This is a genomic window from Kitasatospora sp. NPDC001309 (assembly GCF_042896295.1).
In the GTDB taxonomy this organism is placed as follows: Bacteria; Actinomycetota; Actinomycetes; order Streptomycetales; family Streptomycetaceae; genus Kitasatospora.
On record NZ_JBIAXC010000031.1, the window covers coordinates 59,642 to 80,712 of the forward strand.

A 21,071-nucleotide genomic window follows, 5' to 3' on the forward strand; every position below is an offset into this window, starting at 1 on the left:
CGGGGCCGGAACGCGGGGCTGCGGGCAGCGGTCAGCTGAGCACTCCGTGGCGCCGGTCAGAGTGTCTGAGGCTTCTCGGCGGGATTCCTCGGGCGCTTGTTGGGCCGGTAGCTGGGGCCGTTCATGATGACCTGGTGGCTGGTGTTGATCAGCCGGTCCAGCAGCGACTCGGCGACGACGGGGTTGGGGAAGAGGGGATACCAGTCGCTGGGGGCCCGGTTGCTGGTGATGATCAGCGAGCGCCCCTGCCGCTCGGAGACCAGCTCGTAGAGGTCGTCGGCCTGGGCCGCGCTCAGCTGCCGCATGGCGAAGTCGTCCAGGATGAGGACGTCGGGTCGGATCAGCTCTCGCATGCGCTTGTCCCAGGTGCGGTCCGCGTGGCCGCCGGCGAGCTCGGCCAGGACCCGGCTGATCTTCGTGAAGCGGACGTTCGCGCCCTGTCGGACAGCGAGGTGACCGAGGGCCTGGGCGACGTGTGTCTTACCGACGCCCACCGGGCCGAAGAGGATCACCGACTCGCCTGCGTGGAGCCAGCGCAGAGCGGCCAAGTCGCGGATCTGGGCCGCGGGCAGCTTCGGGGAAGCGGCGAAGTCGAACTCCTCCAGAGTGACCTGCTGCTCAAACTTCGCCTTCTGCAAGCGCCGTTGGAAGGCGACCGTCTCGCGACGGGTGATCTCGTCCTGGCAGAGGACCTGAAGGAAGTCCAAGTGGCCGAGTTCACCACCCTGGGCCTGGATCAGCCGCGCATCCAGGGTCTCCAGCATTCCCGACAGCCGAAGGGCCTTGAGCGACTCACGCAGGGCGGTGTCCATCACGCTCATCGAGCGGCCTCCTCGGCGTCGTCGGCGTCAGCGTGGCCCGGGGTGCCCTCAGGCTCGCCGGAGGTCTGGGTGGGGATGCTCGTGGCGAACAGTCCCTCGGGGCCGTGGAGGAAGGCCGCGGCCCCGGCGTCGCCGGTCTCCGGCTCGGGGTCGGTCTCGGTGCCCGCGATCAGGATGCCCTTGATGGTGCGGTAGGACGGGTCACCGACCGCGATGGCCTTGGTGCAGGCCGCCTCCAGCCGCTGGTCGCCGTACTCTTCCGCAGCCCGAGGATCCCCTGGGCAGCGCGGAGCCGGTAGAGCGCGTTGACCTCCAGCAGCTGGTCGCTCACCTCCCGGCAGGCGTCGCCGACCTCGGAGGACTGGCTTCGGCACCAGATCGGCGTCTTCATCTGGAAGGCGATCTTCTCCGGCGGGTAGCCGTTCTTGTCCGTGCGCTTGCCCTGGTCGAGTGCGGCGTGGGTCTTGACCAGCTCGCCCTCATGGAAGACCTGGACCATAGTGGCGGTGGAGCGGACGTCGACCTTGCGGCCGATCAGCTTCCATGGCACCGAGTAGAGGGTGCGGCCGACCTTGATGTGGATGTCAGGGCCCACTGCGGCTGTGGACCAGCGGGCCAGCACGAACGGCTTGTCCGGCAACGGCAGCAGGGCCTTGGACTCCACCGCTTCGAACACCGACAGCGGACTCGCGCCGCCCAGCGGTCGGCACTGCCTGCGGCCGGCGGTGCCGGTCGACCACGTCAGGGCCTCGGCCTGCATCTGAAATCGCTGACCGTTCACACGCCTGGATGAGCGTACGGGCGATCCAGCGCTCGACCGGCCCCAAGGGACTGCACTGGATCGACGGCGCCGCACACGTCGACCTCTACGACAAGGAGCGGTACGTCGCCCCCGCCATCGCGAAACTGGCCGACTTCTTCGGCACCCACCTGGCCGCGGCCGGGTAGCCACACCCCGGGAGCCGACCGGCGGGCCGACCGGTCGGTCGTGTGCATCCGCAGGCAGGCCTCCGTGCGCTCACGGCACCGCCGCACGCCTCCGGCGGCGCCAGCGTGCGGGATCACAACGCATGCCCGTCCTCCGCGCCGCAGTCGCTCGCGCACCCCGCGTGGCGGGAGTGGTGTTGGCCGGACTCGGCCTGGCGGTTGGACTCTCGGCCTCACCCGCCGTAGCCGCGACCGAAGGCGGCTGGATCAACGAGGGCGGCCCCGCGCGGTCCCCGTCGGCCATGACGGCTATCTGGCACGACAACGGGACCTACGAGGCCACCCGCGGCGAGGACGACCGGATCTGGTGGCGGCACGGCGCCCGGCGGCAGATGCCGGGCAACGCCCGCACCCGCCTCCCGCCCACGCTGGCGGTCGGCGACGTGGACGCCCGCGCCCAGCGCCTGGTCATGTTCCGCGTCGGCGACGACGGCCACGCCTACTACAACCTCCTCTTGGACCGGAACTCCAACCGGTGGTCCGGCTGGAGCAGGGTCCCCGGCCCCCTGTACCTCACTTCCGGCCCGACTGGGAGGCCGAACAGGAGTTCTACGTCTCACGGAGCCTGATGAACACGCTTCGCGTCGCCCGCATCCGCCCGGACGACGGCCGGAACACCCGCTACACCGAACTGCCCGGCGACGGCCTCGGCGTCGGGCGGTCAGCGGTGGTTGACGATGACGGAGATGCCCCAGCCGATCGCCGCAAGCACCACCGCGAAGACCAGTCCGGCCAGGGCGTAGCCGACCGGCCCGGCGGTGGGCCGGTCGGCCGAACCCTCAGCACCGGTCGGATTGAGCAGGCGCAGGCCGAGGGCGAACAGCGCGGGCAGGCCGGCGCCGGTGAGCAGCCCCACCACGACGATCCGCCACAGCGCGTCCAGGTTGACCCAGGAGTTCACGGGCCCACCTCGTCCTTGGCCTTGACCGGCTCCGGGGCCACCGAACCGGTCCATGCGGCATTGACGTTCTCCGGCGTCACCGGCGGGTAGCGGGAGGCGGCGAAGAAGGCGGTCGACGCCAGTACCAGCACGACGAGGATCACCACCACCCCGGCCGTTCCGCCGATCCCGTTCGCGACCCAGTAGGCCACCGCGCCGGCCGCTGCGGCGGCCGGGAGGGTGAGCAGCCAGGCCGTGGCCATCCGGTGGGCCAGCTGCCAACGAACCGCCGCGCCCCTCCGGCCGATCCCCGAGCCCAGGATCGACCCGGTGGCCACGTGCGTGGTGGACAGCGAGTAGCCGAAGTCGGTGGAGCAGAGGATCACGGCGGCCGAGGCCGACTCGGCGGCCATCCCCTGCGGCGGTTCGATCTCCACCAGCCCCTTGCCCAGCGCGCGGATCACCCGCCAACCGCCGACGTAGGTGCCCAGGGCGATCGCCACCGCGCAGGAGACGACCACCCAGTCCGGTGCCCGCGCTCCGGTCGGCAGGGTGCCGTTGGCGATCAGGGCCAGGGTGATGGCGCCCATGGTCTTCTGCGCGTCGTTGGTGCCGTGGGCGAGCGAGACCATCGAGGCCGAGCCGATCTGGCCCAGCCGGAACCCGCGCCCGCGCGGGCCCTCGGGCACGCCGCGGGTGAGGCGGTAGACCAGAAGGGTGCCGGCCACGGCCACCCCGCCGGCGATGAACGGCGACAGCGCGGCGGGCACGACCACCTTGGAGACCAGCCCCTGCCATTTGACCGCCGAGACCCCGGCCGCCGCCACCGTCGCCCCGACCACCCCGCCGATCAGCGCGTGCGAGGAACTGGAGGGGATCCCGAGGAACCAGGTGGCCAGGTTCCACAGGATGCTGCCGGTCAGACCGGCGCACACCACGGTCAGGGTCACCTGCCCGCTGGCGACCAGGCCGTTGGCGATGGTCGCCGCCACAGCGGTCGACAGGAACGCGCCGACCAGGTTCAGCACCGCCGACACCGCGACCGCGACGCGCGGCGGGAGCGCGCCGGTGACGATCGAGGTCGCCATCGCGTTGCCGGTGTCGTGGAAGCCGTTGGTGAAGTCGAAGCCCAGCGCCGTGACCACCATCAGCGCCAGGACCGCGTCGTTGCCGGTCACGGGCCCGAACCTAACCCGCGCACCGGGACCCGGCCGGTCCGCCGACGACCCGGCACGCCGAACGGCGAACAGCCGCCATCCGGTCGGGCCAACATCGCACGGCCATACCGCCTCACCTGCCGTACGGGCCCTGCTCCCGGATCGGAGCCGGTGAGCCCTCCCCCGTTGCCGTCTCGCCCCGGGAGGCCACCGACCGGCTCGCCGTCCGGTGGCCGTCCCGGTCTGCCACGGGGGTGTTCCACCCCAATACCCAGCCACGCCCCTCAGGTCATCAGCGCATGTGTGTCCCGCCGTTGATGTCGAAGGTGGCGCCGGTGACGTACCCGGCGTCTACGTTGACGGTGACCCCGTACGGGGCCAGCTCCCGGGCGAAGACCTTGGTGAGCGCCAGGACGCCGGCCTTGGCCGCGGAGTAGTGCGCGCCGGCGAGCGTCCCGCCCTGCTGGCCCGCCAGGGAGGACAGGTTGATGACGCGACCCCAGCCGCGTTCCCGCATCGGCGCCGCGCAGAGCCGGGTCAGCACGAGGACGCTGCGGAGGTTGGTCGTCATGACGGCGTCCCACTCGTCCAGTGCGATGTCCCAGACCGATCCCGGCACAGTGCGGGCGGCGTTGTTGACCAGGATGTCGGGCGCGTGCCACCTTCCCGCGACCTCCCCCAGCGCCGCTTCCACCGCCGCGGTGTCGTCCACGTCGACGGTCAGCGCCAGCGCGCTGCCCAGCCCGGGGTCGAGCCCTCGGGCGACTTCGGCCACGGCGTCTCCGTCGCGGTCGAGCAAGGCGACCCGCAGCCCGATCGCGTGCAGTCGGGTGGCGATCGCCGCGCCGAGGCCGCGCCCCGCGCCGGTGACCAGGGCCACCCGCGGTGCTCCCGAACCGGGCCTGTCGTCGGCGGCGCCCACGCCGCCGGTTGCTGTCTCGGACACGCGAGGGTGTAGAGGCTGGGCAGGTCGTCCTGGCGGACCGCGGCGAGCCATTCCAGGAGCCGTTCGCCCTGGCGTTCCGTCAGCATGACGGCGAAGGTGCGGGCGTGCCGGGTCAGGGCGTCCAGCTCGGGGCAGCCGGCCAGGACCGTCTTGAGCTGGAGCTGCTCGGACTCGGAGAGCGCCGTGGGCTGCCGGAGGATCCAGCCGGCGACGGTACGGGGCGACGGCGGCTGGGCGGCACCGGCCGTGGCGAGGTCCGCTTCTACCGCAGACAGGCACTGACGCGCTGGTAGCTGCCCTTGCAGCCGAGCGGGACGATCTCCTCCCAGAGCTTCCAGGAATTGGTGCAGCCGTCGTTCCAGCGGTCGTCGAGGTAGGGCTTGTAGTCGTCGAGGACGGATGGGCGGTTCTGCCACTGACCCTGGAAGAACTCCTCCGGGTTCGCGGCGTCGGCCAGGGCCTTGACCATGCGGTAGGTCATGCCGAGCTGCCGTTGGACGGCGCGTCTGCCGTGGCCCGCGGCAAGCAGGGTGTGCACCTCGGCGTGACGGGCCCGGGTCCGGTCGGCGAACCGGAAGCCCGTTGGCCAGGGCTGGTCCACGTTCTCCTCTTGGGCCAGGAACTGCATCTTGCGCATCGACGGCTCTGAGCCACGGTTCCGCTACTGACCTGGCGAACGGCGACGCAACAGGAGCGCAGTTCAACTCGCCCCGAAACCATCAGTAAGCCCCGATCCGATCGGCTCTCCGCCAATGGAACAACGAACACTAACTCGCTGCACCCGCCTGCCAGGCGGGTGCAGCCTCAGCTGGCAGGAACGTCCGTCGTGGCCGCGTCGTCCGCGCTGCCGGACAACGGTCCCGGGATGGCGGTCTTGATACCTGCACCGCTTTTCCGAGGCCTCCCCTTCGGGCGGCGCACGGGCGCCTCCGCGCCCAGCCGCGAAAGCTCCTCCGCACTCCAGCCCGCAGCCTCCGCGGCCGCGAACGCCTGGCCGTACGGCACCTCGGTCTCGGCCAGCTGGTCGCGCAAGCGCTTGCGCTGCGCCATGAGGCCGGCGAGCGGCACGATCGCCTTCTCGCGCCCCTCCTGGATCTCACGCATCCGCCGAAGGAATTCGTCATCTCTCGTCATGCCGGGGATCGTAGAACCGCCGTCCCCGACGGTCTCGAACCCGCTCGCAGGTGTCACCCGTATCGGTGATTCGCGACCATCACCCCGGCGTATCTACGAGCAGGTAATTCGACAACGAACCAGAGTGGCGAAGCGGGAGTCCGGCGAGGGACGGGGTCGCTCCGGATCCGTGAGAAAAACGTCCTCACAGAGCCGAGGAGCAGCGAGGGTGAGTGCCACGCAGGGTGGACGGCGCCGGGAGCGGCAGACCCGGTCACCCCGGTCGAACCGGGTGAATCTCGCCTACGACGATGTCGAGCTGACCATCGTGCGGGAGGCCGCGAACCGCGACGGCATGGCCGTGTCCGCGTGGGCGGCCCGCAAGGCGCTGGCAGTCGCCAAGGATCAGCTCGTGCCGGTGTCGGCGGACGCCCGGGATGTGCTGGCCGAGCTGATCCGGTCGCGTGGTGAGTTGGTGCGGCTCTGCGCGTCGATCGGGCCGAGCGGAGACGGCGGTGTCCAGCCGATCGTGCACCTCGTCGAGGAGGCCGTTCGTCGGGTAGATCGCGCGACGCTCCAGGTGATGCGGGAGCGAGCGTCGCGCTGGTGATTCCGAAAAGGGCGAAGGGTGGGAACGACACCGCGGGGCTTCTGTTCTACCTCTACGGTCCCGGAAAGCGGGACGAGCACGAGGACCCTCGGATGGTCGCCGCGTGGGCACCGTGGGTGCCCGACCCCGCGCGGTCGGCGAACACGACGGTGGGGGACCTGGGACTTCTGCTGGACGCCCCGGTGCACGCCCTCCCGGGCAACGTCCCCGCCGAGCACGTCTACCACGTCGCCGTGCGCACGGCTCCCGAGGATCCGCTCCTGACGGACGGGCAGTGGGCCGAGGCCGCGGCGACGATGATGAACGCCGCCGGCATCGCCCCGCACGGTGACCCGTGGGGTTGCCGCTGGGTCGCGGTCCGCCACGCGGACGACCACATCCACATCGTCGCGACGAAGGCCCGGCAGGACGGGATCCAACCGAATCTGCGGCAGGACATCGTCCGGATGCAGCGGCTCGCCCGACAGCTCGAGACCCGATGGAACCTACGTCCGCTGACGTCGGGGGACCGAACCGCGAAACGCTGGCCCACGACGGGCGAGACGCGAAAAGCCTCCCGCCGCCACCTGCCGGAGAGCGCACGCGACCAACTCGAACGAACCGTCCGTACGGCAGCGGCCTCCGCAGCAGGCGAGGACGACTTCTTCGCACGCCTCCGCTCTTCCGGAGTGCGGGTGACCCAGCGCGTCGGCGCGCAGGACAACGCGTTCACCGGCTACGCGGTCGCGCTCCCGGGCGACCGGGACCGGGGCGATCGCGCGGTGTGGTTCGCGGGCTCGAGCCTGGCCTACGACCTGTCGCTCCCCCGTGTCCGGGAACGCTGGCAGGTCCCGATCCCGGCGCCCGAAATCCCGCCCGACCTGCTCTGGCAGACGCTCGAACTCAACCTCGACGTGGTCTCCGGGCGACTCGGCGCCGACGGGCCACGGCAGGGTGCCGGTGACGTCGCCGCCCTCGGCGACCTCCTCGTCGTGGTGGCCGAGAACGCGCCGTCCCTCACCGGGCCGGCTCTGCGCGCTTCCGCAGCCGAGTTCGAACGGGCTGCACGGGCACCGGGCCACCGCGACCTCGACGGGGAGGCGCGGCTGCTGCTGCGTTCCTCGGTCCGGATCCTCGTGTCCGCGGCAGAGTCGTCAGGCCGTAACGACACCGTCGCCTTCCTGGGCTTCCTCCTCGCCCTGGCCACAGCCGTCAAGGCGGCGCAGCTGTGGCACGAGGAGCAGGGCTACCGCCTCCAGGCCGAAGCCGCGGCCCGAACGGGCCGACCGCTACGGGAGGCGGTGGAACTCGTCACCGGGGCATCGTCGGTCGGTGCGGGAACCCGGCCGCGTACGAGTGGGGCGGGACCGTCGCCACTGGCCGAGGTCGTGGCTCGGGCCGTTCCCGCTCATGCGTCGGCCGTACTCGTGGACCCTGCCTGGCCTGTCCTGCGCGAGCGGCTGTCCGCGTTGGGGCGGCATGGCGTCAGCCCCGTCTCGGTCCTCGCCGCGGTGGCCGCCCGACGTGAGCTCAGGTCAGCCGAGTCCGTCGCCCAGGTCCTCGTCTGGAGGCTGGACGGCTGGGCCGCCGCTCACAGCGTTCCGTTGGACGCAGAACCAGCAGCTGCTCCACAGGCCGGCGCCGCACCAGCGCACCCTCCGCGGGCGATCCCAGGTTCGACCGTCGGAGCAGGACACTCCCCCGGCCGTGGGGCCGACGGCCCCACCCGGAGCCGCTGACAGACAGGAGACCCCGATGACCATGCCCTACCCGGGCGAGCCCTTCGCCGAGGCCGTCGGCGAAGCGGTGCAGGCATCCACGATGGCGGTACGGCTGGTGCTCGCCGTCGCGGACGCGGTCCGCCGTGCGGCGCAGCGAAGGACGGGCGGGGACCACCAGCTGCCGCCGGTGGACCAGGCCCTCCCCGAGGCGGCCGGGGACGTGAAGGCCAGGCTCGTCCCGGACGTCGCGTGGGCCCTGATGTCCGGTCCGGACTGGCCCGCCATGGCGCAGCAGTTGGTCGCGTTGCGGCAGGCCGGTGTCGACCTCGATCACTTCCTCCCGCAGGTCGGGGACATCGCCGTCGCGGTCCGGGACGCGGTCGCCGCCGACTCGGCGCGGGTCGCAGCGGGGCGGACGCAGGAGTGGGCGCGGGTGCTGCGTGCGACCGTTCCGGCGGGCCCGGTGCGCGAGGCCATCCTCTCCTCCCCCATCTGGCCGGAGATCGCCGCGACCATGCAGGAACTCCACGACCACGGCATCGACGTCCGACGGGTCCTGGCCGCGGCCTACGCCGAGGGGCTGGGAGTCGACCGAGCGGTCGGCCGGACGCTCAACGCCCCTCAGCGATCGGCCGCTGCTCCGAGCCGGGACGCCGTGCTCTCCTACGGTCCGCTGACGGTGGGCCTGGACCTGCCGAAGGACCTCGACCTCGGAAATCGCCGTAGGGCGCTGGCGCAGCTGGGGGTGAGCCAGGCGGAGAACGGCCGCTTCGTCCGCTGGGTCCACGAGGCGATGCCCGGCCGTGAACGCGAGGCGGGGCTGCTGGTGGGCTCCCGTCAGTGGCCCCTGCTGGCCGCCCGGATGGCACGTATGCAGGACGACGGCCGGTCCGTCCCGGACCACCTCGTCCGGCTGATGCGCGACCGCGGCTGGGAGGCTGGCCCCGTCTCCCAGCTCACTGCCCGCCTGATCCACGCCACCGTCGCGGCCTTGCACCGCCCGACGCACGACGACCTCGCGTCGGGCCCAGTCGTGACCAGCGCGGCAAGGGCCTCGTCAGCGGCCGCCGGACCTCCTCCCTCACGAACGCGTGGCACAGCACTCACCGGCCCCGGCACCGCTCCGCACCGCGCTCCCGTCCCTCGCCCTGGTACCGGACGGTCCAGGTGAGCCCAGGCCCTGCATGCCCAGCTGGAAGCCGTTCCGGTCGACGCGCTTCTCTGCCCGACGGTCAGGAGGCCTGGACCACCGGCGGGCGGCTGGTGCGGGGCGTAGGCGGTCAGGTGAAGAACGGGTCGTCCACGATGTGGACCCAGCCGCCGTCCGGCTGGCGCCGGAGGATCTCCGTGGTCGTGGAGATCACCGGTTCGGGGCCGGCGCCCGTGAGCGTGGCGGTGTTCGACACCAGGGCGATGCCGTCCACCTGCCGGATCTCGCGCAGTTCGAGCTCGAGTCGGGCGCCGCTGTCGATCAGTTGTCGCAGGGCCTTCCGGATGGCCTCGGTGCCCACCAGGTGGGTTCCGGGGGTGGGGACGAAGTGGGCGTGCGGCTCGTACAGCGAGAGCAGGCCCTCGATGTCACCCGCCGCCAGGTACTCCGTGAACATGGCCCCGACTTGCTCGGGCGTCCGGGCACGGCGCCGGGCGACGGCGCCGACGGGACGGTCGCCCCAACCCGCCATGGCGATCAGGTCGTACCAGGTGGGCTGAGCGCCGTACGGCAGATGGTGGCGCAGCACTGCTCCCGGGAAGGTCAGCGGAGTCGCCTTCTGCGGCTTGGCGGTGGCCTGGGCGACGATCGCGTCGCTCAGCGCGTAGGCCAGGTCCATGCGCGGGAGCACGGCGTGCACCTCGTCGGCGAGGCCGGCCGGAAGGCTCTCGCGTCGGACTCCGAGGATGTCGGTGCCGATGCCCTCCTGCGCCAGCCGCACCTCTGGGCCCTTGCGCCCGGCGATGCCCTCCGAGGTGTGCAGGGCGATGGCGTCCCAGGCGATGGCGATGCGCCGTTCCTCGACGCCGCGTTCGCGGAGGAACGCCGCCGCGGTGTCGGCACCGTCGACCTCGAAGCGCTGGTCGCCGTTGCCCTCCTCGCTCAGCCCGATGTCGTGCAAGACGCAGCTGAGGAACAGCAGTTCGTCGTCGTAGTCGGTTCCTGCGCGCAGGCCCTGCTGCCGGGCGTGGGCGCGGGCGAAGACGTAGCTGCGGACGCTGTGGAAGAGGACGAAGTCGGGTGTGGCCCGCTGCGCACAGGCGTAGGCGTCCCGGGACAGGTCCGTGTCCGGGAGGCCGAGCCGTTCGAAGACGGGCAGGGGTGCGTCGGTGGTCACGGCAGCTCTCTTTCCGATCAGGGTGGCGTCGCCGTCGTACAGGGGCAGGCCGCCCGCGTAGGGGATCAGCCCGCCGTTGGTGTGCTCGGTCGCGGGCGCCGGGCCGCCGGGCCCGCAGAACTCCCACAGCTTCTCGCTCGGGGCGTCGAACAGCACCGACGTCTTCGCCTTGGCCAGCGCGATCTCGATCGAACCGAGGATCGCCCCGTCCATTCGGGCGAACGCGACCAGGTGTCCGCCGCCGTCGACGACGGCGATGTTCATCGGGACGCCGATCGCCACGGCGTGGGCGCGGGCTCTTTCGATCGCGGCCTGGGCCCCATCCAGCTTGATCCTCATGGTGCTCACCCCTGTCGGCTCACCGCGGAGGCGTCCCCGTCGAGGCCGTGCACAACCACCGCACCCGGTGGTGACGGCAGGAGAGCGTTTCCCGTGGTCATGAACCGACCGTAGGCGCAGACGGAGCGAGGCAGTCAGTGGCACGAGTGCCATCCAGGGATAGGATCGTGCCATGGGAGCCCACACCTCCGACGGCAAGCACCACGTGGTCGTGGTGGCGCTCGAGAACGTCCTCGCCCTCGACATCGGCATCCCGTTGCAGGTCTTCGGAAGCTGGCCGGACGGGCCGTACTCGATGACGGTGTGCACGGAACGGCCGGGCCTGGTGCCGATGCACGGCGGCCCGGCGCTGTCCGTCATCGACGGGCTGGACGCCCTTGAGACCGCGGACACCGTGATCGTCCCGGGGTACCTGGAGCCCGACCCGCCCTCCGCCGCGGTCACCGCCGCCCTCGCACAGGCGGCGGCCCGCGGCAGCCGGATGGTGTCCATCTGCTCGGGGGCGTTCGCCCTGGCCGCCGCAGGCCTGCTCGACGGCCGCCGGGCCACCACGCACTGGCGCTACGCCGCGGCGCTGGCCGGCCAGTACCCGCGGGTGACGGTGCAGCCACACGAGCTGTACGTCGACGAAGGCCAGGTACTGACTTCGGGCGGAGTCGCCGCGGGCCTCGACCTGTCCCTGCACCTCATCCGGCGCGACCACGGCGCCCGTCTGGCGAACCAGCGGGCCCGCCTCCTGGTAACCGCCCCGCACCGCACCGGCGGTCAGGCCCAGTTCGCCGACCTGCCGGTGACCGCGGACCCCTCCGGCACCACAATGCCGGTGTACGAGTGGGCCCTGTGCCACCTCCACCAACCGCTCACCGTCGACCAGTTGGCGCGCCAGGCCGGCATGTCCCGCCGCACACTCATCCGCCGCTTCCACACCGACACCGGCCGACCGCCCATGAGTTGGCTGCTCGACGCAAGACTCGGCCTCGCCCGGGACCTCCTGGAATCGACCGACCTGACGGTCGAAGCCATCGCCCGACGCTGTGGCCTGGGCACCCCGGCCAACTTCCGCACCCTGTTCAAGGCACACGTCGGGGTGCCGCCACGCACCTACCGCGAGACCTTCAACTCCACCGCTGCAAAGAGCCATTGACCGCTTTCCAAGCTGTACGGAGCAGTCTCTTCCCTGCGCTCATCCTCGGGCAGCGGGAATCCGTCGGCTCTCGACCAAAGCCTCCCACCCCCAGGGAGCTGCGTACGTCGGCCAGCGGGAAATCGTCGTACACCCTCTACGGCCTGGTGGCACCCGCGAAGTCGGAGGCGGGCATGTCGGTGACGGGACCCCTCTTGACGACGTCCCCGGTCTTCGGCGCGGAGATCATCACCCCGTCGCCGAGGTAGAGGGCCACGTGGTAGACGTGACCGTTGCCGTGGCGCCAGAAGAGCAGGTCGCCGGTTCGGAGTTCGGCCTGGGCGACGGGGTGGTCGGCCGTGGCGGCGTACTGCTCGGCGGCGGTGCGGGGGAGCTGGCGGGCAGGCCAGTAGGCGTACTGGACCAGCGCTGAGCAGTCCCAGCCGAGCGTGGAGTCGGCCAGGCACTGGCCGCCGCGGAAGCCGTCCTCGCCGTCGCAGTGGCCGTGGCTCGGGCCGGCGGGGCTGCCGCCACCGTAGCTGTAGGGAACACCGAGCTGGGAGGCGGCCTTCCTCGCGGCGGCCGGGCCGACACCACTGCCGGAGATCTCCGACATCAGGCCGGCTCCGCCGAAGCGGCCCAAGTTCCCCATGATTTCGGCTACATAGCGTTGCGTCTCGCCGTAGGGCGGAACACCACGGCTGCCCTGGACCGCAGCCCAGCCCGCGTTGTAGCCGGCGAGCGCCAGGCGCCGGGGGTCGTCGGCGATGCCCGATGCCCGCGCTTGCACGAGCAAGCTGCACATCAGGCGGCCCTGTGCCATCACCGCGTCCCCGATGTCGTACGGCGACGCGGAACCGCTCTGGTCGTCGTCGCGCCCCCAGGTCGCCCAGGTACCCGGCATGAACTGCGCCGGACCCTCGGCGCCGGCCGGACTGCGGGCGTCGACCCGGAAGCCGCTCTCCTCGAACAACTGGGCCGCGAGCAGGGCCGGGGTCAGCCCCGGATCGTGGCACTGGCGGGCGGCCCGGAACACCCAGGGGCGATACGCCTCGGGCACGCCGTCCACCGCCACACGATCCGCTTCGACAGCCCCCGCCGTCGCCACCAGGGCAAGCGCCGCACCGATCACGCCGAGGAAGAGGACGAGCAGCCCACCGAATCCGAGCAGCACCTTCTTCACCGGAATCCCCTTGAGTCGTGCACGGATGGGTCCGAACGGGCGGCTGCGCGTGCCTTCCGAACGGCCGATTCCGTTACGCCATGCAGTCGAATGACTACGCTACCCTCTGTGGCCGAAGGAGTTCGATCTGCCAACGCAAGCAGCCAGGGAAGGTTGCGACATGACAGCCGATCCGGTGGTACCCGTTCAGCGCACGCGCGTCGTCCCGCTGTACGGAGTACTGCCGGTCCACGGATACGACATCGCCTCCGCCGTCGTGCTCCGGATGCTCGACGACGAGGGCGGCCGGGGCACACGAGCCTGTGGCCTCGGGCCGGGGGAAGCGGTGCCGTACGGCGTCCAGCCCGTCCTCGTCGCCCCGAGCACCGTCTACGGCATCGCCTCGGTCGAGGCGATCGTCCAGGGCTGGCCGACGGGCGTGGTGCCGAGGCCCTGGCTGGTCGTGGTCGCCGACGCTCCTGCCCGTCCCGCGCCGGCCGCCCGCTACCGTCTCCGCGCGCTCGGCGGACGCCTCGCCGGAACCACCTACCTGCCGTACCTGCCGGTACTCCGCTCGGTCGAGCGAGCGGAGGACGCCCTGGCCGATGCCGTCGTGGCGCGCGCGGCTGCCCGGCTGCGCGCCCAGCTCGAAGGGAAGTGACAGATGTTCATTGCGGAAGACCTCATCCCCGCCAAGCCGACCAAGATCCCCGGCATGGACGGCATGGTCTCGACCCTGTTCGGCTACGGCTTGTGGCTCCTCGTCCTCGCCGGCGTCTTCGCCACCGGGTTCGGTGTGTTCAAGCTCGCCACGGCCGAGAAGAGCCGCCACGGCGGCGGCAGCGAACCGTTCAAGTGGATGGGGGCCGGAGTCGCGGCGATCCTGTTGTCCGGCTCGCTGATCAGCATCCTCAACGGCATCGTGGGCTGACCGGTGCGGACCCGGAGGAGGGACGGAGTCCTCTCACGTTCTGCCCTGTGGAGCGCGGGGGCGCTGCTCGCCATCGTCGTCGGCCTGACCGGTTACACGGCCCTGTCCGGTGGCGATGCTCAGCCGTCGAAGGCTCAGCCCAGCGAACCCCCGGCCACCGCGGTCGCAGCGCCCCCGCTACCGGTGTCGCCGTACAGCCTGCCGACCACGTGGACCGAACCGCAGCGATGGCTCGCCGCGCCCCGGGGCACCCGTACCGTCGGCAGTCGGGAGGTCGGCTTCCCCCACAGCACCGACGGCGCGATCGGCATGCTGGTCGCCTCCTCCGGCTTCGACGTCGAGGGCTCCACGACCCTGGTGGACGAGCAGCTCACCTTCTACAGGACCTACACGGCCGCCTCCGATCGGACCCCGACCAGGGAGCAGCGGATCCGTCAGGGCGCAGCGAAGGCGGACGCACGCGCCCGCTCCACGATGGGCCTGCCGGAATCGGGCCCGTTGCCGGCCGGCGCCTGGGTTCGAACCCACCTGGTCGGCTTCAAGCTCGTCCAGGCCCAACCCGACTCCGTCACCGCCCACTTGCTGCTGCGCACCGCCCAGAAGGCCGGTGAGACCAGGCCCGAGGCCGTGTCGTACGCGGTGGGCACCATCGGGGTGGTGTGGCGGGACGGAGACTGGAAGCTCGACCCCACCGGCGGTACGTCCCCGGCTCCGGACTCGGTGCCGGAGATCGCGGCCCCCGGCGACCCCGCCTTCAACGCGCAGGGTTGGACCGCGATCAGGCAGGCCTCGTGAGGAACCGTCTGGTCGCCGTGCTGCTGGCTGTCGTCACCCTGTGCGGCCTCGTCGCGCTCGCCCCGCCCGCGATCGCTGACGACAAGCCCGGAATCATCGGTTCGCTCGCCCAGGCAGGTTGTGACTACGGGGTGGTCGGCGCCTACGACTACCTCACCAACGGCCACCACTGCGAGCACATCGGTGAGACCGTCGATCGGACGATCGACGCCGAGTGGAACGACGTCTGGAGCTCCACCATCGGGGAACTGCTCAAAGCCGGGATCGCCTTCGTCAAGGCCCTGGTGAAGTTCACACTGACGGTCGCCCTCCAGGGGCCGTCGCTGCGGCTGGAGGACACCGGGCTGTTCGGTGAGCATGCGACCTTGGCCGGCATGCTGGTGTGGCTCGGGCTGATCATCTCAGCGGTCGGCCTGATGTGGCAGATCGGGCGGATGGCCGTCACCGGGCAGATGCGTCACCTCGGGCAGGCCCTGAGCGGGTGGCTGCAGAACTGCCTGTTGTGCGTGGGCGGTGTCGCGGGCGTCGCACTGCTGCTCAGGGCTGGGGACACGCTGACCGACGGGCTGGTCGACAGCACCTTCGGCGACACGGGGACCGCCACCGGCCACATCGTCGACGTCCTGGTTCCCCATGTGGTCAACCCCTTCATCGTGATCTGCGGCCTGCTGGTCCTGGTGCCGGTCGGCTTCGTCCAGCTCGTGCTGATCTTCCTTCGGAACTCGGCGATTCCGATCCAGTGCCTGCTCCTGCCGATCGCCGGAGCCGGCCGGGTGGGAGGCGAGACCACCCGCAAGTGGGCTCCGCTGCTGATCAGGTCGATCCTCATCGGCATCGTGTACAAGCCGATGGTCGCGGTCATCATCTGCACCGGCTTCGCCGAGTTCGGCCATGCCGACTCGGTGGTCGAATGGCTGCGCGGGCTGACCACGCTGCTGCTCGGGGCACTCGCTCCGGCCGCGTTGGTGCGGATCTTCGGACCGGTCGCCGACGAAGTCGGCACTGCCATGGGCTCGGGCGGAGCGGTCGCCGCCATGTCGGCTGCGGCGGGTTATGCCGCCCGTAGGGGGCGCAGCGAGGGCGCCGACTCCGCAGGCCCGGCCGCCGAAGGCGGGGACGGGGCGACCAGTGCGGTCGAACATGCCCGCCGTGTCGAGCGGTCGATGTCCACGAGCGCGGGGGCCGAGGAGCAGTCGTCGACCGGCGGCGACGCGCTCGCCCAGGCGGCCCGCAACGGGGCTGCCCGGATTCCCGCACCAGCCGGGAGCCCTGACGGCATGCCCGGTGCCGAAGGCGTGCCGGGTTCGTGCGGCTCAGGCGTTGCGACAGGCGCAGCCGCAGCGGGTGGCGCAGCGCTCGCCATCCAGGTCCTGGACGGACTGAACAGTGCTGTACAGCGCGGCGCGGGTGAGATCGGGAACGGATCGGAAGGACAGCTGTGAGTGCCCACGAGGTACCCGACGGGCTGATGGTGAGCGGCCTGCGCACCCGTCGCTCCTTCGGGATGGGGAACCTGTCGAAGGAAGCGACGATCGGTGCGGCAGCGGTCCTGACCGCAGACGGTCTCATCGGCGTCCGCCACCCGGCCAGCCTGCTCGTCACCCTTCCGCTGACCGGGGCGGTCGTCGGCCTGGCCGCCGTCCGCCGGCACGGGATGTCCGCGCTGGCTTACTACCGGGCCAAGTTGGCGTGGCAGCGCGGATACCGCACGGGGACCACCTCCTACCGGCGTGTCCTCCTCCCCCAGCCCTACGTGCTCGACCTGCCCGGGGTAGGGGCGAGCTCGTCACTGATCGCCGCCCACGACCCGACCAGCGGCCGCAAGGTCGGCGTCGTCCACGACCGCACCACGGGTCGGATGACGGTCTCCACCCTGCTCGCACCCAGGGGAAGCCTCATGGCCCCCACCAGTGCCGTCCGCTCCGGGCTGCGAACGTGGGGCGAAGTCCTCAACACCATGTCGACGGCCGAGCAGATCAAGGGCGCCTCGGTCACCATCCAGATCACCCCCGGAGCCGGCGAGGCCCTGGCCGACGACGTCCAGCACCGGCGGCGACCCGACGCCCCTCGCCTGGCGCTGGACGTCATCGACGAGCTGGTGCGCACCACTCCGCGTGCCACCGCCCAGGTCGCCTCCTGGCTCAGCGTCACCGTCGATCCGCGTGCCACCGCCAACCCCCCGACCGACCTCGCCGAACAGGTCGGCGAGACGCTTCGGGTGGTCGACACCCTGGACCTGAGCGGGACCGGCACCGACATCGTCCGCCGGACCACCCCGACCGACCTGCGCCGGATCGTCCGCTCCGCGTACGACCCCGGCGTGGCCCTCGCCCGGGACGAGCAGTTCGACGAACTGCAGTGGGGCGATTGCGGTCCGATCGCAGCCGACGACTGGGTGGAGTCCTATGCACACGACGGCGCGGTGTCCGCCAGCTGGGTGCTCCAGGAGATGCCCCGCCGCCCGATTCCCTACAGCACTCTGCTGCCGCTGCTGGCCCCGGGCCGCTTCCGCCGACGGATCACCCTGGGCTACCGGGTCCTGGATCCGCACGAGGGCGAGGCACTGTTGGAGCGGGAGATCTCCGCCGCCGAGCACCGGGCACAGGCCACCGCCGAAGTGAAGGGCCGCGCCAGGTGGAGTCAGAAGGCGGACTACCAGCGTGCCGAGCAGGCCGCCCGTCAGGTCGCCGGCGGGGCCCAGGTCGTCGACTGGACCCTGTGGGTCACCGTCACCGCCGACAAGCCCTCCGATCTTCCCGCCGCCCAACAGGAACTCAAGCTCGCGGTCGCCGGCACCCGGGGGATCCGCATGCGACCGGCGTTCGGTGCTCAGGCCGCCGTCTTCGCAGCCGGACTGCCCATCGGTTACAACCCCCTGGTGAAGTAGAGGAGTTCTCGATGCCGGACAAGGCGCAGCTCCGCACTCCTCGGTGGGCCCACGAAGAGACTCCCACGGGCCGGGTGCGGTTCCTGGGACACGCACGCCGGATCCACGCGCCGCGGCTTGGCTGGGGCGGCCCGTTCGCAGGCCGCGTCGCGGTGGAGGACACCGGTGCCGTCTACACCGGCCCCACCAGTCAGATCGCGCTGATCGACCCGTTCCTGCTGGGCGCGGGCCTGCCGGCACGGGGAGTCCCGGTCGGCCGCGACGTCCTCACCGGCGAGCTGGTGTGCATCGACCCGTCCGGCTGGACCGGCAGGCTCACCACCAACCCGGGTGTCTGGGTGATGGCGCAGCCCGGTGTCGGCAAGTCCGCCCTGATCAAACGGATCTGCCTGGTGTACGTCGCGTACGGCCACATGATGTGCGTTCCGGCCGACGTCAAGGGCGAGTACGCCGTACTGGTCCGCGAACTCGGCGGCAGTGTCCTGCGGATCGGCACCGGTACCGAACGGATCAACCCCTTGGACTCCGGGCCGCTCAAGCACCGCTTGCCCGGTCTGCCCGCTGCCGAGCGCGAAGCCCTGCTCGACGTCCTCACCGGCCGCCGTCTGGAAACCCTTGGGGCCCTGCTGGCAACCCGGGTGGGGCTCGGCCGCCAGGCGAACGAGATCGAGCGTTCGGCGCTGACCACCGCCGTCCAACTCGCCGCGGACGCCGTCCCGGGCGCCGATCCAGTGGTTCCGGACGTCACCGCCGTCCTCCGGCAGGCCCCGGAGGTGCTACGGGCCAAGCTCGCCGCCGAGGGCGACACGTACCTCGATCTGACCCGCTCGATCGTGGCCGGCCTGGACAACCTGGTCGGTGGTCCGCTCAAGGGGATGTTCGACGGACCCACCACGTCGCCGATCGATCTGAACGCTCCGGCCGTCTCCGTCGACATCAGTGCCCTCAGGGCCCGGGGCAACGACGTCGTCTCCGCCGGGATGATCGCCAGCTGGGCCTACGCCTACTCCTCCATCGACAGCGCGCGGAGTCTCGGTCTGCTGCGCCGCAAACTCGTCCTCCCCATGGACGAGATGTGGCGGGCGCTGCGCGCGGGCCCCGGCCTGGTCGACGCGATGGACGCCATCAGCCGCCTGAACCGGACCACGGAGGACGTCAGCATCTACGCGACGCACTCGACCCTCGACTCCGAGTCCCTCCCGACCGAGGAGGACCGGGCGAAGGCAAGGGGACTGATGGACAGGTGCGACACCTGGGTGATCGGCGGCTCCACCGGCGAGGAACTCGGCCGGGTCTCGGGGCGACGGGCCCTCACCGAACAGGAACGCATGATGATCGAGTCCTGGGCCTCGGCCACCAGCAGCGGTCTCGACACCTCCGACCAGATCCACCCGGGCCGCGGAAAGTACCTGATCAAGTTGGGCACGCGGCCCGGCATCGCGGCCGCCATGGAGCTCACCGCGACCGAGCGCCGGCTGTACCACACCGATTCGGTGGAGAACGAGCCTGGGAGTGCCCGCCCATGATGACGGAGAACGACCGGATGTGGCTCGCAGGCGGAGTCCTCGTCGGCGGCTCGATGCTGTTGTCCGCGTCCACCTGGGCGGGAGCCGCGGTCGGGGCTGTTCTCGCAGAGGCCGACGCCCCTCCGCTCAGCCCGTACACGGTCTTCGAGATGACGCGCGACTGGCACTCCGTCTGGCCGCACTCCGCGACGGCCAGCGGGATCGGCGCCGCGTTCTTCGACCTGGCCGTCGTCGCCGGGGTCGTCTGGGGTCTGTGGGCCGCCCTGCGCTGGTTCCACAACGCCTCCCACCTCGCCACCCTGCACCAGGTGCGCGATCTCGCCCCCAGGCGGGCCGCCCGTACCGCCACCCGGCTGCGCGCTTCCCTCCGGGACGTCAGAGCACGCGACGTCGCCCCGCGCGATCGCGGCGTGCTCCTGGGGGACCACCTCCCCACCGGCGTCGAACTGCGGGGCTCCGACGAGGACACCTACCTCGCCCTGATGGCCCCTCGCGCGGGCAAGTCGAGCACGCTGGCGATCCCCGTCGCCGAAGGGGCGCCGGCCTCCTTGTTGGTGACCAGCAACAAACCCGACGTCTATGCCGCCACGCTCGCCGCCCGCCGACGGGCGGGCAACGCCTGGACCTTCGACACCCAGGGCATCGCCCAGGTCGAACGCGCCTGGTGGTGGGACATCATCGCCGAGGCCGAGACCCTCGACCGCGCCGAGCGCCTCGCCTCGCACTTCATCGCCCAGGTCAAGAGCGACACCGCCGACCCGTTCTGGGCCCAGGGAGCCAGCGACCTGCTGGTCGGCATGTTCCGCGCCGCCTGGTGGGACGGCGCCACCGTGCGGGACGTGCTCCGTTGGCTGGCCGACCCCAAGGAGCGGGCACCCCTGCGGATCCTCTACCGGTACGAGGAGGTCCTGGCCGAGCAGGTCGACAGTTCCATCAACATCGCCGAGGAGACGCAGTCCGGCATCTACCAGAACGCCCGTACCGCGGTCTCGGCGCTGCGCGACGAGAAGGTGCTCGCCTGGATGCTCCCGGACCGGCACCGTCCGCGGTTCCGACCCGAGGAGTTCGCGCTCAGCCGGGACTCCCTGTACCTGCTCAGCAAGAAGTCCGGGGCCGCCGCCGCCATCGTCGCCGCCCTGACCGACGCCGTGTTCACCACGGCGTCCGAGGCCGGCGAGCGCCACGGCGGACGTCTGCCCGAGCCGATGCGCGCGGTCCTCGACGAGGTCGCCAACATCTGTCCCATCGCCGACCTTCCGGACCTCTACAGCCACCTCGGCTCGCGCGGCATCACCGCGCTCAGCATCTTCCAGAGCTACGCCCAGGGCGTGCGGGCCTGGGGTGAGGCCGGCATGAACGCCCTCTGGGGAGCCAGCACGAAGAAGATCATCGGGGTGGGCCTCGACGACCCCCGGTTCGTCAACGACATCGCCACCCTGGTCGGCAACCACGAAGTGACGCGCGGCTCCTACACCAGGAGCCGCGACGGCGGTTCCACCTCGATCAGCGAACAGCGCGAGCAGATCCTCGAACCCGCCCAGATCCGCGCCATGAAGCGCGGCACCGCCCTGCTGCTGGCCACCGGCATGCCCGTCGCCCAGATCGCCCTGCGGCCCTGGTACGAGGAGCAGGCCATGGCACACCTCGGCCCCGCCATGAAGACCGAGGAGGCTGCCATCGCTAAGAGAGCCAATCTCGCCTGGGAGGAGCGGAAGGCACAACGCCGTGGCTGAGCACCCGAGTTCGGGCACGCACGCCCCCACCATG

The 21,071-nt window shown here is 71.4% G+C and carries 22 protein-coding genes; 13 read left to right on the forward strand and 9 right to left on the reverse strand.

Annotated features, from left to right (window positions below; translation table 11 throughout):
- Window positions 1–56: 56 nt before the first annotated feature.
- Together istB and ACFY2K_RS27845 are read right to left on the reverse strand one after the other, a co-directional pair.
- A complete protein-coding gene (gene istB / locus ACFY2K_RS27840; protein ID WP_380521768.1) occupies window positions 57–821 on the reverse strand; it encodes an IS21-like element helper ATPase IstB in 765 nt (254 codons plus the stop codon).
- Between the two features lie 169 nt (window positions 822–990).
- Window positions 991–1,581, reverse strand: a complete 591-nt coding sequence (locus tag ACFY2K_RS27845) for a hypothetical protein (RefSeq protein WP_380521766.1) — start codon at window positions 1,579–1,581, stop codon at window positions 991–993.
- Between the two features lie 29 nt (window positions 1,582–1,610).
- On the opposite strand from ACFY2K_RS27845, the gene ACFY2K_RS27850 reads away from it, so the two are divergent.
- Together ACFY2K_RS27850 and ACFY2K_RS27855 are read left to right on the forward strand one after the other, a co-directional pair.
- Complete coding sequence (locus ACFY2K_RS27850; RefSeq protein WP_380521764.1) at window positions 1,611–1,769, forward strand: hypothetical protein; 159 nt, start codon at window positions 1,611–1,613, stop codon at window positions 1,767–1,769.
- 281 nt (window positions 1,770–2,050) lie between these two features.
- Window positions 2,051–2,377 carry a hypothetical protein gene (locus ACFY2K_RS27855; protein ID WP_380521762.1) on the forward strand — a complete coding sequence of 109 codons (327 nt, stop codon included), beginning with the start codon at window positions 2,051–2,053 and terminating at the stop codon, window positions 2,375–2,377.
- A 92-nt stretch (window positions 2,378–2,469) separates the two neighbouring features.
- Here the strand turns inward: ACFY2K_RS27855 and ACFY2K_RS27860 are convergent, their stop codons facing one another.
- The 5 genes from ACFY2K_RS27860 to ACFY2K_RS27880 all read right to left on the reverse strand — a co-directional run bounded on the left by ACFY2K_RS27860 (window position 2,470) and on the right by ACFY2K_RS27880 (window position 5,925).
- Window positions 2,470–2,709, reverse strand: a complete 240-nt coding sequence (locus ACFY2K_RS27860; RefSeq protein WP_380521760.1) for a hypothetical protein — start codon at window positions 2,707–2,709, stop codon at window positions 2,470–2,472.
- On the reverse strand, window positions 2,706–3,866 hold the full coding sequence (locus tag ACFY2K_RS27865) for an anion permease (protein ID WP_380521758.1): 1,161 nt from the start codon (window positions 3,864–3,866) through the stop codon (window positions 2,706–2,708). The genes ACFY2K_RS27860 and ACFY2K_RS27865 overlap by 4 nt, the downstream gene beginning before the upstream one ends.
- A 271-nt stretch (window positions 3,867–4,137) precedes the next feature.
- On the reverse strand, window positions 4,138–4,791 hold the full coding sequence (locus tag ACFY2K_RS27870; RefSeq protein WP_380521756.1) for an SDR family oxidoreductase: 654 nt from the start codon (window positions 4,789–4,791) through the stop codon (window positions 4,138–4,140).
- 262 nt (window positions 4,792–5,053) lie between these two features.
- A complete protein-coding gene (locus ACFY2K_RS27875; RefSeq protein ID WP_380521754.1) occupies window positions 5,054–5,428 on the reverse strand; it encodes a hypothetical protein in 375 nt (124 codons plus the stop codon).
- Between the two features lie 167 nt (window positions 5,429–5,595).
- A complete protein-coding gene (locus tag ACFY2K_RS27880; protein WP_380521752.1) occupies window positions 5,596–5,925 on the reverse strand; it encodes a hypothetical protein in 330 nt (109 codons plus the stop codon).
- A gap of 208 nt (window positions 5,926–6,133) precedes the next feature.
- Between ACFY2K_RS27880 and ACFY2K_RS27885 the strand changes: the two genes are divergently transcribed.
- From ACFY2K_RS27885 to ACFY2K_RS27895, 3 genes are all read left to right on the forward strand, one after another.
- The gene (locus tag ACFY2K_RS27885) at window positions 6,134–6,514 is read left to right on the forward strand and encodes a hypothetical protein (RefSeq protein WP_380521750.1); all 381 of its coding nucleotides are present in this window, start codon (window positions 6,134–6,136) and stop codon (window positions 6,512–6,514) included.
- Window positions 6,515–6,606: 92 nt separating this feature from the next.
- Window positions 6,607–8,232: a relaxase/mobilization nuclease domain-containing protein gene (locus tag ACFY2K_RS27890; RefSeq protein WP_387714990.1), complete on the forward strand. Its 1,626-nt coding sequence runs from the start codon at window positions 6,607–6,609 to the stop codon at window positions 8,230–8,232.
- Between the two features lie 16 nt (window positions 8,233–8,248).
- Window positions 8,249–9,385: a hypothetical protein gene (locus ACFY2K_RS27895; RefSeq protein ID WP_387714993.1), complete on the forward strand. Its 1,137-nt coding sequence runs from the start codon at window positions 8,249–8,251 to the stop codon at window positions 9,383–9,385.
- A 109-nt stretch (window positions 9,386–9,494) separates the two neighbouring features.
- Here the strand turns inward: ACFY2K_RS27895 and ACFY2K_RS27900 are convergent, their stop codons facing one another.
- A complete protein-coding gene (locus ACFY2K_RS27900) occupies window positions 9,495–10,880 on the reverse strand; it encodes a heme-binding protein (protein WP_380521746.1) in 1,386 nt (461 codons plus the stop codon).
- A 172-nt stretch (window positions 10,881–11,052) separates the two neighbouring features.
- Here ACFY2K_RS27900 and ACFY2K_RS27905 point away from each other — a divergent pair, with 172 nt between their 5' ends.
- Window positions 11,053–12,024 (forward strand): GlxA family transcriptional regulator, encoded by a 972-nt coding sequence (locus ACFY2K_RS27905; RefSeq protein WP_387714997.1) that lies wholly within the window; start codon window positions 11,053–11,055, stop codon window positions 12,022–12,024.
- 136 nt (window positions 12,025–12,160) lie between these two features.
- On the opposite strand, the gene ACFY2K_RS27910 is transcribed toward ACFY2K_RS27905, so the two are convergent.
- Window positions 12,161–13,186, reverse strand: coding sequence for an NlpC/P60 family protein (locus ACFY2K_RS27910; protein WP_387715000.1), 1,026 nt, complete (start codon window positions 13,184–13,186; stop codon window positions 12,161–12,163).
- A gap of 160 nt (window positions 13,187–13,346) precedes the next feature.
- Here ACFY2K_RS27910 and ACFY2K_RS27915 point away from each other — a divergent pair, with 160 nt between their 5' ends.
- The 7 genes from ACFY2K_RS27915 (at window position 13,347) to ACFY2K_RS27945 (ending at window position 21,037) form a co-directional block, all read left to right on the forward strand.
- Window positions 13,347–13,826, forward strand: a complete 480-nt coding sequence (locus ACFY2K_RS27915) for a hypothetical protein (RefSeq protein WP_387715003.1) — start codon at window positions 13,347–13,349, stop codon at window positions 13,824–13,826.
- A gap of 3 nt (window positions 13,827–13,829) precedes the next feature.
- Complete coding sequence (locus tag ACFY2K_RS27920) at window positions 13,830–14,096, forward strand: hypothetical protein (protein ID WP_387715006.1); 267 nt, start codon at window positions 13,830–13,832, stop codon at window positions 14,094–14,096.
- Window positions 14,097–14,279: 183 nt separating this feature from the next.
- Complete coding sequence (locus ACFY2K_RS27925; RefSeq protein WP_387715008.1) at window positions 14,280–14,891, forward strand: hypothetical protein; 612 nt, start codon at window positions 14,280–14,282, stop codon at window positions 14,889–14,891.
- Window positions 14,888–16,333, forward strand: coding sequence for a hypothetical protein (locus ACFY2K_RS27930; RefSeq protein WP_380521734.1), 1,446 nt, complete (start codon window positions 14,888–14,890; stop codon window positions 16,331–16,333). Before ACFY2K_RS27925 ends, ACFY2K_RS27930 begins: the two co-directional genes overlap by 4 nt.
- Window positions 16,330–17,778, forward strand: a complete 1,449-nt coding sequence (locus ACFY2K_RS27935; RefSeq protein WP_387715011.1) for an SCO6880 family protein — start codon at window positions 16,330–16,332, stop codon at window positions 17,776–17,778. Before ACFY2K_RS27930 ends, ACFY2K_RS27935 begins: the two co-directional genes overlap by 4 nt.
- A gap of 152 nt (window positions 17,779–17,930) precedes the next feature.
- Complete coding sequence (locus tag ACFY2K_RS27940) at window positions 17,931–19,304, forward strand: ATP-binding protein (RefSeq protein ID WP_380407674.1); 1,374 nt, start codon at window positions 17,931–17,933, stop codon at window positions 19,302–19,304.
- On the forward strand, window positions 19,301–21,037 hold the full coding sequence (locus ACFY2K_RS27945) for a type IV secretory system conjugative DNA transfer family protein (protein ID WP_380592396.1): 1,737 nt from the start codon (window positions 19,301–19,303) through the stop codon (window positions 21,035–21,037). Before ACFY2K_RS27940 ends, ACFY2K_RS27945 begins: the two co-directional genes overlap by 4 nt.
- The last annotated feature ends 34 nt before the right edge of the window (window positions 21,038–21,071 follow it).

Bases quoted from the DNA above. Each gene is read 5' to 3' on its own strand.
- istB (WP_380521768.1), bottom strand. From the start codon at position 821: ATGAGCGTGATGGACACCGCCCTGCGTGAGTCGCTCAAGGCCCTTCGG.
- ACFY2K_RS27845 (WP_380521766.1), bottom strand. From the start codon at position 1,581: ATGCAGGCCGAGGCCCTGACGTGGTCGACCGGCACCGCCGGCCGCAGG.
- ACFY2K_RS27850 (WP_380521764.1), top strand. From the start codon at position 1,611: ATGAGCGTACGGGCGATCCAGCGCTCGACCGGCCCCAAGGGACTGCAC.
- ACFY2K_RS27855 (WP_380521762.1), top strand. From the start codon at position 2,051: ATGACGGCTATCTGGCACGACAACGGGACCTACGAGGCCACCCGCGGC.
- ACFY2K_RS27875 (WP_380521754.1), bottom strand. From the start codon at position 5,428: ATGCGCAAGATGCAGTTCCTGGCCCAAGAGGAGAACGTGGACCAGCCC.
- ACFY2K_RS27880 (WP_380521752.1), bottom strand. From the start codon at position 5,925: ATGACGAGAGATGACGAATTCCTTCGGCGGATGCGTGAGATCCAGGAG.
- ACFY2K_RS27890 (WP_387714990.1), top strand. From the start codon at position 6,607: ATGGTCGCCGCGTGGGCACCGTGGGTGCCCGACCCCGCGCGGTCGGCG.
- ACFY2K_RS27895 (WP_387714993.1), top strand. From the start codon at position 8,249: ATGACCATGCCCTACCCGGGCGAGCCCTTCGCCGAGGCCGTCGGCGAA.
- ACFY2K_RS27900 (WP_380521746.1), bottom strand. From the start codon at position 10,880: ATGAGGATCAAGCTGGATGGGGCCCAGGCCGCGATCGAAAGAGCCCGC.
- ACFY2K_RS27905 (WP_387714997.1), top strand. From the start codon at position 11,053: ATGGGAGCCCACACCTCCGACGGCAAGCACCACGTGGTCGTGGTGGCG.
- ACFY2K_RS27915 (WP_387715003.1), top strand. From the start codon at position 13,347: ATGACAGCCGATCCGGTGGTACCCGTTCAGCGCACGCGCGTCGTCCCG.
- ACFY2K_RS27920 (WP_387715006.1), top strand. From the start codon at position 13,830: ATGTTCATTGCGGAAGACCTCATCCCCGCCAAGCCGACCAAGATCCCC.
- ACFY2K_RS27945 (WP_380592396.1), top strand. From the start codon at position 19,301: ATGATGACGGAGAACGACCGGATGTGGCTCGCAGGCGGAGTCCTCGTC.